Source organism: Calothrix sp. FACHB-168 (assembly GCF_963889195.1).
In the GTDB taxonomy this organism is placed as follows: domain Bacteria; phylum Cyanobacteriota; class Cyanobacteriia; order Cyanobacteriales; family Nostocaceae; genus Aulosira; species Aulosira anomala_A.
Genome location: NZ_CAWPNJ010000096.1, coordinates 127,796 through 141,652, shown reverse-complemented (window position 1 = coordinate 141,652; position 13,857 = coordinate 127,796). Strand labels below are relative to the sequence as shown.

The following is a 13,857-nucleotide window of genomic DNA, read 5'->3' as shown; positions in this document are numbered from 1 at the left end:
AAATACTCGTAAGGGCTGTCATTAGTCATTAGTCATTAGTCATTAGTCATTTGTCATCAAATATCGCCATGTAGGACAATTGTATTAATTTTCCGTCATGATAGAGTTGTTGACTAAGGCATCAAGTAAAAATAAGTAGTGCGAGCAGCGCTCAGTCGAACGCTGCTCGCACTACAAATATTAAATTGTTCAACTTATTTTTACACGACTCCTAAATTAATTTGTTAAGTCTGCATCTTCAGCCGAAAATTCTCTAATGTCAGACGCTAATTTTATTGATACAGTGACACAAGAATCTGTTTACCCAGAATTATCGGAGCAATCGCCTGTTTCTACTTTGCGTCAAGAAGCGATCGCCCGCATTCGTAATAGTCTACGTCCCGGACAGCAACAAATGGCTGATTGGTATACGGGGCCTTTGGCTGTTTCTGCTGTTCCTGGTGCTGGTAAATCTACGGGGATGGCGGCGGCGGCGGCGATCGCGATCGCGCGTCAGTATGAACTTGCAGCCCAAGCGCGTCAATCTTACCGTCGTCAATTGGTAGTGGTGACTTTTACCCGCTCTGCTGCTGCTAATATTAAAGCTAAAATCCGCAAATATTTACGGGATGATTTATCTTTACCGCAAACGGGATTTGTTGTTTATACTTTACACGGTCTAGCTTTAAATATCGCCAGCCGTCATCCCGATTTATCTGGTTTACAGTTAGAAAATGTCACTTTAATTACACCTAATCAAAGTCATCGCTTCATCCGCACCGCAGTTGAGCAATGGATTGCCAAGAATCAAAGCACTTATTTACGTTTATTAGAAGGTAGCCAATTTGACGGCGAAGAGACAGAAAGATTACGGCGTCAATCGGTATTAAGAACAGAAGTTTTACCAGATTTAGCCACTACAGTCATTCATGAAGCTAAAAGTTCTGGTTTATCAGCCGATGATTTACGCAATTGGAGTCAACAAACCACAGATCCATACACAATTTTAAATGTAGCTGCTGGTTTGTATGCTGAATATGAGAATTTAATGCGATCGCGTGATTTTATCGATTACGACGACATGATTTTAGCGGCATTGCGCGTATTAGATAACGACAGCGCCCGCCGCATTGAGCAAAATCAAGTTTTCGCCGTTTTTGAAGACGAAGCTCAAGATTCTAGCCCTTTACAGACAAAATTGCTGGAAATTTTGGCGAGTGATGTGGGGGATATAGGGGATGGTTTTGCAAATGGGAATCAGCAATCGTTGATTAATTTAGTCCGAGTTGGCGATCCAAACCAAGCTATTAACTCGACTTTTACCCCAGCCGATCCGATTTATTTTCGACAATTTTGCGAAGAGTGCGATCGCTTGCAGAGATTGGCGACAATGGATCAAGCTGGACGGAGTACGCGAATTATTCTAGAAGCGGCGAATTTTACCTTGGAATGGATTAATAGTTTTTACGGCGTGAAGATGCAGCAATCATCCCATGACTCGATTGCGTCTCTTCCTTTCCGTCCCCAAAGAATACGCCCTGTTGATACTGGCGATCCTCAAAAAGATGCGAACCCCGCAGCAGTAGGAATAGGCTTAGAACTTTACACGCCTCGCGATATTCATCACACCGTAGAATTACTGTCTGGGCGAGTGATTGAATTATTTGCTGAAGACCCATCAAAGGTAAGTGCAGCAATTTTAGTGCGGGAGAATCGCCAAGGACGCTGGTTAGCTGAGGCTTTAGAACCGATATGTAAAGAGCATAAAATTACACTTTATGATGTGGGCGAACGCGATCGCCGTTCTCAGATTCCCCAAGAAATTTTAGCTTTATTGCAATTTTGCGATCGCCCCCATTCCCCAGATTACCTCAAAGCTGCCCTAGAGGTACTCGTAGAACGTCAGCTAATTCCCACCCAAGACCTCAACGCCCTTGCTAGTTTACCAGAAGAGTTTTTATACCCCGGCCCCTTAACAGCACCGCAAACGGAAAACGTCCACAAAGCCTCGCATTTGTGCCGAAGTTTACTGCGTGCCCGGTTAGAATTGCCGATATACCAATTAATTTCCTTTTTGGCTTTAACTTTAAATTACGATCAAGCCGAACTAGCAACAGCTGACAAATTAGCAGAACGGGTAAATCAGCAAACTGCTGGTAATAGTTCGATGGGATCGATGCTGTCAGCTTTAAGTGAAATTGTCAGTTCTGAACGATTTGAAGCTGTAGAAACAGAAGACTTAGAAGCCCGTTACACCCGTAATAATCAACTGACAATTATTACCATGCACAAAGCCAAAGGGCTAGATTGGGATTATGTTTTTCTTCCCTTTCTCCACGAAAATTTAATACCTGGTAGGTTTTGGGTTCCACCTCAAAGCCAGTTTTTAGGTGACTTTACCTTATCAGAAGTAGCTCGCGCCCAAGTACGTGCTGCTTTACACAATGAATCGCGCATACCAGAAGTCAACCAAGCGTGGGAAATTGCCAAACACCTGAAAACGGCTGAAGAGTACCGTTTACTCTACGTAGCGATGACACGCGCCAAGCGCTTATTGTGGATGTCAGCAGCGCAAAAAGCACCTTTTACTTGGAGTAAACCAGAGAATTTACAAGAACAAGCACCTTGTCCGGTATTTCCGGCGTTAAAGCGCCAATTTCCCAACGCTGTCATTTCTCTAGGGGCGGCGGTTAAATCTGGTAGCTAGCAAATATTAATTATTGGATTGATAGTTCAAAAGCTGAATTAATGAGGCTGAATTATTTCAGCCGATGAATTTTCACTCAGGGATGTTTTAGGAATTTACATTTGATGATGATTGCTTTTGCCAAAGGCGATCGCGAATTAATTGCAATTGCTCTTGAGTGCTAACGGGGCTACGGGGCGATGGTAACTCTGTATTCGGCCAACTTGGTAAATTATGACAGGGACAACTTAAAGCCGGCATCCCCAAATTGCGCATTGCTACTGGCATATTGCAACGACTACAGGGTAACATTTCCCATGTAGGTGTCAGGAGTTCGCCAATTGTTTCACTAGTTCCTTCTAAATACGATTCATCCGCGCGATCGCGAATTTCTTGCCAACAGTTTTCAAATTCTGAACTATAGCTATCACCTTTCAGCACTGGTTGCGGCAACAAAGATGCCATACCATTGCCTACAACTACCTTTTTACCTAGCTGAAACCAGTAGGCTAAATATCTTTTAACGTCTTTTTCAGTTGCCATACCTTTAATTCTAAATTTAAGCTGGGAACTTTAGGTCATTAAATCTTGAATAAACTATTAAGAAGCTCAATACATCGGTCATTAGTTATTAGTCATTAGTCATTGGTCATTGGTCATTTGTATCCTTTTTCTTCCCTACACCTCTTCCTTTATTCCCTGGGAGGTGGTAATGGCGTGCCAAGAGTGCTGAGATTCAAAACATGACCCCCAGTAACTAGATATACGGTATCGCAAAGAATAGCTAATTGACGTACCAAAGAACCCAGGCGATCGCGGAATAGCCGTCCGCTAGGATAAGCCGGAACTAAACCCCATCCAACTTCCTCGGCAACAAATATCATATCTGCCGCAACCAGCTGTACAGTTTCTAACAATTCTGCTATCTTGTTGTCCCAACTAATTTTGTCTTCCTCTAAAAAATTAGCTACCCAAGTGCCCAAAGAATCAACTAAAAGGCAGGTGTTTGGCGTGGCTGCGGCTAAAGTCGCAGATAATTCCATAGGTACACTCAGGGTTAACCAATCCTGGGGACGCCGATTTTGGTGTGCTTGAATGCGTTTTTGCCATTCTTCATCGCCAGGATATTCTGCTGCTGTGGCTACGTACACAACCACCTTTTGTGACTGCATCGCCAGATTTTCTGCCCATTCACTTTTACCAGATCTAGCTGGCCCTGTAACTAAGATAACTTTACCCAAAGCCTTATCCTTACTCTGTTTAATTGATTTGGGTTACAATGTCTAAACTTAATTTTTACCTTGAGGGATGAGATTGTTGGTTTTAAATATCTTTTAAGAGATAAAATTAGCACCAGCATCATTGATGCAAAATTGGCATAAGCCAAAAATCCCAACAACCCCATTCTGAATTATTTAACACTACTGGGGACAGCAAATTTCAGGATATTTTTATGAAAGCAGGCTGGAAACGTATTGAGGCAACTCTACACGATTTAGGGACGAAAACTGCCGCAGACAACCCTGAAGCAGGGGCTTCGCCAAAGCGGCCTTTCTCTTTTAGAATCAGCGTTGGGGCAACTGAATCTCAAGATGGTGATGTCACTTCATCATCCCAGGAGCTAAATACACAAGGAGCAACAATCGATTTAAGTGCAGATCCCCAGGGTAATTTTTCTGACGCTGAAAATGGCTTTTCTCAACATAACCCAGTACAGGCTTTTTCGACACAAGAAACAGGTGGTAAAACACCTAGCCTACCTAAATTTAAAACCCCTACTTTTAGTAATCATCGCCACGGTGCTAATCCAGGATTGGCAATGAATCTGCTGAAGGAGATTGAACAACAGGTTGTAGGTTGGGAGAAAGAACTCAAAAATATTCTCAAGCAAATTCAAGATGTTTATTTAGAAGGGCCGATTGTCAATGGTTGGCTAGAATCCAATCCCCAGGAAACAGAACAGGGAGGAAAAGCCACCTTACGCCATGCAGAAGTCGATCGCCTGATGGACTATGTGGAAGAGATTTGTGCTACCAATGCCAAGTTATCGCAATCTGGCCGCACAGGTTACCGTCTGTGCGGTGTAGATGATACGGGTAAAGTTTGGACACGTCCCTGTCCCCCCGATCAAGTGGCTTCTGTGAGTATGGCGATCGCGCGTTACCAAAAATTACGTCAACTATTAGGACGCAAACAATACTTGGAAACCCGCCTCAGTCAATTAGCTGAGACTTTGGTGATTTTGCACAGTCATATACAACAAGCGTAAAGTTCGTCATATTATTTCCGAAAAAACTCGGTTGGTGAGTCTGTAATTTTTGGGATAGATTGGCAGGCACTAGGTAAATATTTAATGTTGTCAGTGGTCAGTAGTCAGTAGTCAGTAGTAAAGGCGTTTTCATCTGTCCTTAACAAGACAGAGTTATTCAACTTTCTGCAAAACGACTGTACAGACGTAATTAATTGCGTCGCTGATAATTGACAAGTTAAGGGCAATAAAAATCACAACCACCGCTACCTATGCCAGATACTCAAATCTCTGCCATTATTTGCACTCACAATCGAGACACCTATTTAGGTGCAGCGATTGATAGTCTATTGGCGCAGGATTTTCCGGCTGAGTTTGAAGTTGTGGTAGTAGACAATGGATCGAGCGATCACACTTGTGAAGTTGTCGCCAAAAGAGCCAGCAATCCCCGTCTTAAATATATCTTTGAACCAATTTTAGGGTTATCTGTAGCTCGCAATACCGGCGCAAAAGTCGCTAGTAGTGAAATTCTCGCCTATCTAGATGATGATGCAGTGGCGAGCGATCGCTGGTTGCAAGTTTTATATCATGCCTACCAAAATAATCCCAAATTAGCGATCGCGGGTGGTAAAGTAACCCTTATCTGGCCGCAAAACGTTTCTCAACCAAAATGGCTATCTCCTGGATTAGCTGCTAACTTGGGCGCATACGATTTGGGTGAGAACATCATTTATATTCATCAACCAGGTTTAACACCTAGAGGACTAAACTATTGTATTCGTCGTTCCTTCTTGATAGAAATTGGTGGTTTCGATACCCATCTTGGCAGAGTAGGGAAAAACTTATTATCAAATGAAGAACTACAAATGACCGAATACGCCCTGCAAAAAGGATGGCAAGTTGCTTATCTACCAGAGGCGCTAGTAGCTCATAATGTTGCACCAGAACGCTTAAATCGTTCCTGGTTTTTAAACCGGGGTTGGTGGCAAGGTATTAGTGAATGTTATCGCGAACAGCTTACTGGTAAAGCAGGTATCAGCCAATTGCAACGGGGCGGCGAACGATTTATTAGGGGTTTATATAAAGCATTGCAACATTTCCTCGATCCAGCAGAACGCTTTGACAAACTTGTTTATGCTTACGGTCAAATTGGTTATTTAAATGCTGCAATTCAGGGAATTTTTGCTAAATTCATTGAAGAACGCAGCACTTCGACAAGCTCAGTGACGAGGCAGGAGGCAGAAGCAAGAAGGAAGATTACTGATATTTAATTAATTCTTGAATTTAAACTACTTACTCTCAATAAAGAGTAGCCTATATAAAATTTTATATGCCATTTAAAATACCTGTTTCTGTATTAATTCCCGCCAAAAACGAAGAAGCAAATTTACCAGCCTGTCTAACTAGCCTGCAGATGGCTGATGAAATTTTCTTAGTAGATTCTCAAAGTCAGGATAATAGCATCGCTATTGCAGAGAGTTTCGGTGCTAAAATTGTGCAATTCAAATTTAATGGTAGCTGGCCAAAAAAGAAAAATTGGTCTTTAGATAATCTACCATTTCGCAATGAATGGGTATTAATTGTTGATTGCGACGAAAGAATTACGCCAGAATTATGGCAAGAGATTGCCCAAGTAATTAATCATGATGAATATACAGGTTATTATATTAATCGTCGGGTATTTTTCTTAGGTAAATGGATTCGTCACGGTGGTAAATATCCCGATTGGAATCTGCGTTTATTTAAGCATAAACAAGGTCGCTACGAAAATCTCCATACAGAAGATATTCCCAACACTGGCGATAATGAAGTTCACGAACATGTAGTATTAGATGGAAAAGTCGGTTATCTCAAAAACGATATGTTGCATGAAGATTTCCGCGACCTTTATCACTGGTTAGAAAGACATAACCGTTATTCTAATTGGGAAGCGCGTGTATATTACAATCTGCTAACTAATAGAGATGAAGGTGGAACTATTGGTGCAAATTTATTTGGAGATGCTGTACAACGCAAACGCTTTTTAAAAAAAATATGGGTACATTTACCATTTAAACCATTACTAAGATTCATCTTATTCTATATTATTCAGCTTGGTTTTTTAGATGGCAAAGCTGGCTATATTTATGGACGACTATTAAGTCAATATGAATATCAAATAGGCGTAAAACTCTACGAATTACGCAACTGTGGCGGTACGTTAAATACCGAAAAATCTCCGCCATTACCATCATCTTTAGGGCTAGGGGCTAGGGGCTAGGGGCTAGGGACAAGGAAGACAATTGTACAGACGCGATTCATCGCGTCTCTGACAAATGACAAATGAAAAACCCTTTGTAGATTTACGCAAGTATGACCAATCATGGTTCGATCGCGGTCGTCCCGGTTGGTATATTTTGCTATGGTGGTTTGTACAAGCGATCGCATTTCCTCTGACTCCCCAACCGTTGAATAACCTCCGTTGTGCATTGCTGCGGCTGTTTGGGGCAAAGATTGGTAAAGGCGTATTTATCCGCCCTACAGCACGTTTCACCTATCCTTGGAAGGTTTCTATCGGCGACTATAGCTGGATTGGTGATGATGTAGTTTTATATAGCCTGGATTATATTTATATCGGTCAACACTGCGTAATTTCCCATAAATCTTATCTTTGTACTGGTAGCCATGACATTCATGACCCGGCATTTGGGTTAAAAACAGCTAGTATTACCATCAGTAATGGCGTCTGGGTAGCAGCAGATTGTTTTGTTGCACCAGGGGTAGAAATTGGTGCAAATGCTGTGATTGGCGCTCGTAGTAGTGTTTTCAGTCCAATGCCATCGGGACAAGTTTGTATGGGTAGTCCCTGTCGTCCTCATTATCCCAGATTACCAGAATCGTCTAATTAGTCCCCTACTGCCTAGCCCCTATTTTCTTGCGAGAAACAAGATAATGCTGCAAATTCCGCGATTGGGGTTGAATGATTACAGAAGATGGGCGAGGTGATACTGAATTGCGCAGCAGCAGTAAAGGAATGCTGAGAAAGCCTAAAATCATCACTAATCCTGTAATTATCCACACTGACAAGCGATTTGGTTGATAATTACCGCGTTCAATTTGCCAGAATACCTGATTGTATTGCCAAGCGGCTAAGGCAATGGTCAAAATGCCAATAATCACTAAAAAAATTCCTAAATTCTGCGAATTAAATACAGGATTGACTTGTGGCTCTTTTTGTGATATAGCTGCATTAAGCTGATGTAAAAATAGACCAAATCTGGCGATCGCAAAACCAAAGCCAATCAAAGCAATCGAAGTCCGCAGCCAAGCCAAAAAAGTACGCTCATTTGCTTGATGCTCCCGTTGACGGTCTATTTTCGGCATTTTATCCATGCGTTTCTTCCTATTCCAGCATCCCCGACTGAATATACATAATTGCTAAAACAGGAAAATTCATCTCCACAAGGGTACATAATCAAAAGAAAATTCTCAAAAACATATCTCCTGACAGAGACTTTAAAGCAGTCTAGTAAGCGAAAATAATCATCAGCAATCGATTAGGGTGATCCTATGTTTCGTCTAACTCAAATTATGCGGAACTTCTACCTGCGGCTAGAAGGTGTTTTTTCTGTGATTTTCCGCAGTGTAGGTAATTTTTTTCAAAGCTTCTTTGGTTTTTTTGCCAGACTGTTTGGATTTAGTGAATCTGGTTATTTTTTAGAATCAGATCAAGCACAAACCATTAAGCGAAGCGAAACTCCACAGTTAACTGAACCTAAACAAGATACCCCAACTCCAACCCCTGCCAGCAAGCGCCGCGCTAATGCCAAAATGGACTATTACCTCAACATGGCTCGCGATATTAAAAAAAATTAAGGCGCAGATTAACCGCGCCAAATATGGTATCAGTTTGGTGATTTTCTCAAGTTAATTCCCAGAATAAACACCTCTGCACCTATTAATTAAGTAGGTCGATGTAAATAATTATTGTTGGGCTAGGGTAGGGGGAAAAAGAGTTTGAGCCTTATTTACTTTACTTCACATATAGGAATCATATTTGATTTCTGAAAAACACGTAGGGGAGCCAGTGCGTTGCGGAGGTTCCCTCCGTTATAGCAACTGGCGTTGTGTTACCGCGAAGCGTAACGCACCGTTTTTCAGGGGTTTGGTGCGTTAGCCTGAAGTCATAACGCACCCTACTGGCGTGTCTAGACTAAAATGTTGCAATATAATTTTCTTGTGGGGTGGACATCTTGTCCGCCCAGGACGGGCGAGACGCCCATCCCACAAGAGTTTTATTAATGCACTATTTTAGCCTTGTCGCGCCACTACAAGTACCTAATTTTATTCAAAATTCAAACCGGATTCCTATAGTTTGCTTATATTACACTGACTTACTTAAAATCAATGTTCTTTGTGATACCCCATACTTTTATGGATTTTTATCTACCGAGAGTGATTAAAGTGTATGTTACCAAAGGTAAATACACTTGAAACCCTTACCAATGACCAATGACTAATGACAACCCTTGCCTGTTGTATCATGTTGATGCGGACAATGGCGGAAGCTGCTATTTTGGGCTAAGTTTTCCCTGTCTGATTCTAGAAAAATCAATACAGAATATTAATCATTGCTTAATATCTGAGGGAATCAGGGCAAGGTGTTGCAAAATTTTTACAAGCAGATATACTGAATAAGAGAGGGTTAAAAAACTTTCAAAGTTCTGAATAAAGGGGAGAAGCTAACTACAAAAAAAGCAGCTAGCTTCTGGCGTAATCTACCGTGTCTTTGTCTTCAGCCGTTTACTGCTCCATTTCCCATACTAAGCTTGTCATTTTTTTTTGTCAAGCTGTCATTTAAAAATGACATAAAAAAATGTCTTGCATTTCAGACTTCATGAGAGAAAATAAGACAAGCATGATATTTGAGGATTTCAGCATATGACTGATAGAAGACGCTCTGATGACTACAAGCAAATCAGTGGCTACATCCCCCTGGATTTAGCCCTGGAATTTAAAAGCATTTGTGCCCGCTTAGGCATTTCCCAAAGCGACGCGATGGAAGAAATGGCGCAAGAGTGGGTAGCCAAAAAGACAGGTTCTCATTTTCTCAAATCTGGAAAAGCTGCTCCACTGACAATTGCCGATGTAGTAAGGGCTAACATAGCAAAACTTAAGTGCTGTGGGTTAAAAAATTTGCCAGCCTTAGCCAAAGGTGAAGTGCTACCAACACCAGGAGACTTTGCAATTATTACATCGGCTTTAGATATTTCTGAGGAAGACAGACAAAAAATTTGGCAAGAAACTTTTAAAATTTCCGTGTATCAAGATTATCCGGGTGTAAAAGTATATAGAAATTCTGGAGGTGTCAAAGAAGATGAGTGTGAGTATTCTTAGAATCCTCAACTTACCAGGGTGGAACTTTAAAATGTCTTACGATGGGGTCTCTATTTTTGCCCCAACTAAGCGTGATGCCACTTATATAGCTCGCAGTTACGGTGAGGCTTTTAGCGAAACCGCATGTAAACTTAATGGCAAAGTAAAAATTCAGTGGCGAGGCTGTAAGCAACCAATTGAATTTTTTGGGTGGATGGCTAGCGAACAACCGCCTACAGCGTCGGAAACAGCCGAAGGAATTCTGCAAAATGAGGGTGCAGTATTTTGCAGCCAATTGCGCGTACCATCACAATTGTTGTACCGTATGGTTGCGGCTGCGGAAAATGAGCGTCCGGTGAGCATCGTTAGACAAGATACTCGCAAGCAAATAATTGTTAACCAGCCAATGGCAGAAATGCTACAGACACCACCAGAAATTGCCACTCAAAGGATCATGACTCAGTTTTGGCTACCTGAGGATTTAGCCGAACTAGAACGCAGATTACACAATGATAGGCAATTTACTTGGACTTATTCTGCGGGATTGAATGAGAGAGCTTGGGCAATTCTTACCACGCAGTTTGAGGCTTTTGAGGTGGATGGTATATGGTACAGACAGGGAATCAGCTTGGCAAGTCCTCAACTAGTACCCATACCTCCAGGGGTGTTGGAACAAGCTTAAATTAACAATTTGGCTCCTTCACGAATTAGAAAATCATCAGGTGTATCATTGATTTTTCTATTTCGGGGTGCATTCTTTAGTTAAATTACCAGTATTTACGATCGCGTTTTAAATTTTCAGATTAAAAATTGCTGCAATCGGGGTATTTATCGTCATTCTCTTCAGGACATCTACCTAATTCTTTCTGAGAACCCCGATATGATGACAAAATAATTACTAATTCGTAATTAAGATGCAGAGTGGTCGTTTTAGGTGCGGAAGTTAACTGTTCTGACAATTGTGGATGTTTAGTTTTGGTAAATGCACCCTTGACACTCCATTGCACTGACCAAATTTACCTTGACTTTTACTAAGAAATCGTATCCATCCTTACAATTTGCTTTGTTCTTAGCTATTTTCTCCGTGTGACAGAATAATAAGCTGATGCACGGGGAAGATTGTGTCTCAGGAAAGGTTTTTTGTGGTGTTTGGTGTGGTAATGTTTTTTAGACAAAGAGACAGCTAAAGCATGACTACACCAGAGATAGCAGCTTATGGAGCTTGGCGATCGCCGATTACCACAAATTTAATTACTTCCCAAACCATCGGTTTAGGACAAATTTGGCTCGATGGCGAGGATATATACTGGAGCGAATTACGACCATCGGAAAAAGGAAGGAACGTAATTGTTCGGTTAAAAAATGGTGCGATTAGCGACGTAACCCCGGCTGGCTATAACGTCCGTACCCGTGTCCATGAATATGGCGGTGCTTCTTTTTTGGTAGTTAATGGCACAGTGTACTTTGTTAACTTTGCCGACCAGCGCCTTTATTGTCAATCTGCTGATAGCGCACCGCAAGCCATCACACCAGAAGTAGCAAAACGCTATGCAGACGCTATATTTGACCATCAACGCCAGAGAATCATTTGTGTGTGCGAGGATCATAGCGTTGCTGGACAAGAAGCTGTCAATACTGTGGTAAGTATTGGGTTGACAGCAGATAGTACGCCGCAGCAACTAGTCGCAGGTAAGGATTTTTACGCCGCACCGCGCCTGAGTCCTGATGGTTCGCGCTTGGCTTGGCTAAGTTGGAATCATCCAAATATGCCCTGGGATGGTACGGAATTGTGGGTAGCAGAAGTTCAAGCAGATGGATTTTTAGGCAAAGCCGAAAAAATTGCCGGGGGTATAGAAGAGTCTATATTTCAACCTCAGTGGTCACCAGACGGTACATTATATTTTATTTCTGACTGCACAGGCTGGTGGAATCTTTATCGCTGGCAAAATCAGACTGTGGAAGCGTTAACCGAGATGACAGCAGAGTTTGGTAAACCTCTGTGGGTGTTAGGGATGCGCACCTATGATTTTGAGTCAAGCGATCGCATTATTTGCACTTATACTCAAGAAGGTATTTGGCATTTAGCAAGTCTCGATACCAAAACTAAGCAACTAGAACCACTGCCAAATCCATACACAGATATTTCTTCACTACATACTGCGCCTGGTAAGGTATTTCTGCTCGGTGGTTCGCCAACTGAGCAAACATCAATTGTGCAGTTAGATTTGGCGAGTCAAAAGCTGGAAGTGCTACGCCGTGCTAGTGATGTGCAAATTGCGGCTGGTTATCTTTCCTTACCCCAAGCTATTGCCTACCCTACAAGCGATGGTAAGACAGCCTACGCCTTATTTTATCCCCCGCAAAATCAAGATTACACAGCCCCAGATGGGGAGAAACCGCCGCTAATTGTCAAAAGCCACGGGGGGCCGACAGCTGCGGCTGGGAGTAGTTTGAATTTTCGCATTCAATACTGGACAAGTCGCGGTATTGCAGTTTTAGATGTCAATTATGGTGGTAGTACTGGTTATGGCAGAGAATACCGCCAAAGATTAGATGGACAATGGGGAATTGTCGATGTTGATGATTGCGTTGATGGGGCGCGTTATTTGGTAGAAAAAGGAGTAGTAGACGGTAATCGCCTAGCAATTTCTGGTGGGAGTGCGGGTGGTTATACAACGCTGTGTGCTTTAACTTTCCGCGATACCTTTAAAGCAGGTGCAAGTCACTACGGTGTGAGTGATTTAGAAGCTTTAGCGCGAGATACCCATAAATTTGAATCGAGATATTTAGACCGCTTAATTGGTAAGTATCCCGAACAACAACAGATTTATCAAGAGCGATCGCCAATTAATTTTACCGAACGTCTAGCCTCGCCAGTAATTTTCTTTCAAGGATTGGAAGACCAAGTAGTACCACCTAACCAAACAGAAGCAATGGTAACAGCATTGCGAGTTAAAGGCGTTCCCGTGGCTTACCTTCCCTTTCCAGGGGAGCAGCATGGGTTCCGACAAGCAGAGAATATCAAGCGTTCTTTAGAAGGGGAACTTTACTTTTACTCGCAGATTTTTGGCTTTGAATTGGCTGATACTGTTGAACCTTTACGAATTGAAAACTTTTGATTATTGTCTCTCCTGCTGCGGTTGATTTTGCGGATGGCGGAGAAACCAATACCATCCAGAACCTTTACGAGTCAGCCAGGAATCTTCTAAATCGGGATTATAGTCAGGAAAATCCGAAAATTGATTGTCATCATGGACGCGAATTCTCAAATTCTGACAATTTCCTTCAATATCAATTCTCAAAGTCTGATTATCGCTCTGGTTTGGGCGTAAAAGGCTATCTCTCATGATGCGTCGAGTTCTCTCTACTCTATTACTAGGAAGACAACGCACTCTTACTAAAGAACTGTCATTAGGGTTATCTAAAAGATAAGGTAGTACTGAAGAGTCGCGATTTCTCGGAGTTTCGGCGCTGGCTAAAGAAGTTATTGATAGCAAGAGAATTGTACTCAAGCTAATAATTCTGGCTTTAGGTGGGCTATTCATGGTATCTCCTGTTAATTAAAAACAGTAATTGCCAGGGCGCTAAC

Annotated in this window: 14 protein-coding genes; 9 read left to right on the top strand and 5 right to left on the bottom strand. The window is 42.0% G+C overall.

Features of this window, described 5'->3' with window-relative positions; translation table 11 throughout:
• Positions 1–256: 256 nt before the first annotated feature.
• On the top strand, positions 257–2,686 hold the full coding sequence (locus tag AACW45_RS37635) for an ATP-dependent helicase (protein WP_190630925.1): 2,430 nt from the start codon (positions 257–259) through the stop codon (positions 2,684–2,686).
• An 87-nt stretch (positions 2,687–2,773) separates the two neighbouring features.
• Here the strand turns inward: AACW45_RS37635 and AACW45_RS37630 are convergent, their stop codons facing one another.
• Positions 2,774–3,208 carry a hypothetical protein gene (locus AACW45_RS37630; protein ID WP_190630923.1) on the bottom strand — a complete coding sequence of 145 codons (435 nt, stop codon included), beginning with the start codon at positions 3,206–3,208 and terminating at the stop codon, positions 2,774–2,776.
• A 149-nt stretch (positions 3,209–3,357) separates the two neighbouring features.
• Complete coding sequence (cobU, locus tag AACW45_RS37625) at positions 3,358–3,906, bottom strand: bifunctional adenosylcobinamide kinase/adenosylcobinamide-phosphate guanylyltransferase (protein WP_190630922.1); 549 nt, start codon at positions 3,904–3,906, stop codon at positions 3,358–3,360.
• Between the two features lie 212 nt (positions 3,907–4,118).
• On the opposite strand from cobU, the gene AACW45_RS37620 reads away from it, so the two are divergent.
• From AACW45_RS37620 to hpsU, 4 genes are all read left to right on the top strand, one after another.
• Positions 4,119–4,934: a hypothetical protein gene (locus tag AACW45_RS37620; RefSeq protein WP_190630920.1), complete on the top strand. Its 816-nt coding sequence runs from the start codon at positions 4,119–4,121 to the stop codon at positions 4,932–4,934.
• A 251-nt stretch (positions 4,935–5,185) separates the two neighbouring features.
• Entirely contained in the window at positions 5,186–6,184 is a 999-nt protein-coding gene (locus AACW45_RS37615) for a glycosyltransferase (RefSeq protein ID WP_190630918.1), read from the top strand.
• Positions 6,185–6,243: 59 nt separating this feature from the next.
• Positions 6,244–7,173, top strand: coding sequence for a glycosyltransferase family 2 protein (locus tag AACW45_RS37610; RefSeq protein WP_190630916.1), 930 nt, complete (start codon positions 6,244–6,246; stop codon positions 7,171–7,173).
• A gap of 55 nt (positions 7,174–7,228) precedes the next feature.
• On the top strand, positions 7,229–7,801 hold the full coding sequence (hpsU, locus tag AACW45_RS37605; protein ID WP_190630913.1) for a hormogonium polysaccharide biosynthesis acetyltransferase HpsU: 573 nt from the start codon (positions 7,229–7,231) through the stop codon (positions 7,799–7,801).
• A 4-nt stretch (positions 7,802–7,805) separates the two neighbouring features.
• On the opposite strand, the gene AACW45_RS37600 is transcribed toward hpsU, so the two are convergent.
• Complete coding sequence (locus AACW45_RS37600; protein WP_190630911.1) at positions 7,806–8,285, bottom strand: YidH family protein; 480 nt, start codon at positions 8,283–8,285, stop codon at positions 7,806–7,808.
• A gap of 177 nt (positions 8,286–8,462) precedes the next feature.
• On the opposite strand from AACW45_RS37600, the gene AACW45_RS37595 reads away from it, so the two are divergent.
• The 3 genes from AACW45_RS37595 (at position 8,463) to AACW45_RS37585 (ending at position 10,950) form a co-directional block, all read left to right on the top strand.
• A complete protein-coding gene (locus AACW45_RS37595; RefSeq protein ID WP_190630909.1) occupies positions 8,463–8,768 on the top strand; it encodes a threonine dehydratase in 306 nt (101 codons plus the stop codon).
• Positions 8,769–9,833: 1,065 nt separating this feature from the next.
• Positions 9,834–10,289 carry a hypothetical protein gene (locus AACW45_RS37590; protein WP_190630907.1) on the top strand — a complete coding sequence of 152 codons (456 nt, stop codon included), beginning with the start codon at positions 9,834–9,836 and terminating at the stop codon, positions 10,287–10,289.
• Entirely contained in the window at positions 10,270–10,950 is a 681-nt protein-coding gene (locus AACW45_RS37585) for a hypothetical protein (protein WP_096642581.1), read from the top strand. The genes AACW45_RS37590 and AACW45_RS37585 overlap by 20 nt, the downstream gene beginning before the upstream one ends.
• 121 nt (positions 10,951–11,071) lie before the next feature.
• On the opposite strand, the gene AACW45_RS37580 is transcribed toward AACW45_RS37585, so the two are convergent.
• A complete protein-coding gene (locus AACW45_RS37580) occupies positions 11,072–11,275 on the bottom strand; it encodes a hypothetical protein (RefSeq protein ID WP_190630905.1) in 204 nt (67 codons plus the stop codon).
• A gap of 183 nt (positions 11,276–11,458) precedes the next feature.
• Here AACW45_RS37580 and AACW45_RS37575 point away from each other — a divergent pair, with 183 nt between their 5' ends.
• Positions 11,459–13,387, top strand: a complete 1,929-nt coding sequence (locus tag AACW45_RS37575) for a S9 family peptidase (RefSeq protein ID WP_190630902.1) — start codon at positions 11,459–11,461, stop codon at positions 13,385–13,387.
• Here AACW45_RS37575 and AACW45_RS37570 read toward each other — a convergent pair whose 3' ends face one another.
• The gene (locus AACW45_RS37570; protein WP_190630900.1) at positions 13,388–13,813 is read right to left on the bottom strand and encodes a hypothetical protein; all 426 of its coding nucleotides are present in this window, start codon (positions 13,811–13,813) and stop codon (positions 13,388–13,390) included. It abuts the gene before it with no gap.
• Between the last annotated feature and the right edge of the window lie 44 nt (positions 13,814–13,857).